1 pseudogene is annotated in these 504 nt (G+C 58.3%); it reads left to right on the forward strand.

Features of this window, described 5'->3' with window-relative positions:
• Nucleotides 1-230: 230 nt before the first annotated feature.
• Nucleotides 231-504: pseudogene (locus X742_RS140190) on the forward strand (ATP-dependent DNA ligase); the annotation flags it as partial.

Genomic DNA, 504 nt, shown 5'->3' on the forward strand with positions numbered 1-504 from the left:
TGGCTTCCGCCTCATCCATGAGCCCCGGCCCATAGAGACCGTTGACCATCTCTTCGCTCGGCAGCACGCCAGGCGGGCAATGCTCCTCGATTGTGCGCCGGATGAGCGTCAGCGCTGCCCTGCATTCGGCGGCTTCTATCTTCATAACCATCGAAACATTCATTTTAGCTAAAATGTTCCGGAACCGATTTCAGATTGGCGGCTTGAATCGCCGGACGGTGGGTCAGTGCATGCGTTTGAAGTTCATCGAACCGTTGATGCCAACCCTTGTGGAGAAGCCTCCCGAAGGCGACGCCTGGTCTCATGAGGTGAAGTTTGACGGCTACCGTTCCCAGATGATCATCGACGAGGACGGAACGCGGATTTACACCCGCCGCGGGCTCGACTGGACAACCAAATATCGCGACATAGTGGCGGCAAGCGCAGAGCTCGGTGCCGAGAGCGCAACCATAGACGGTGAGATCGTCGTGTTGAACGAGGCCGGCCTGTCGGACTTTGCCGCGC

Origin of the sequence: Mesorhizobium sp. LNHC229A00 (assembly GCF_000502415.1) — a bacterium.
In the GTDB taxonomy this organism is placed as follows: domain Bacteria; phylum Pseudomonadota; class Alphaproteobacteria; order Rhizobiales; family Rhizobiaceae; genus Mesorhizobium.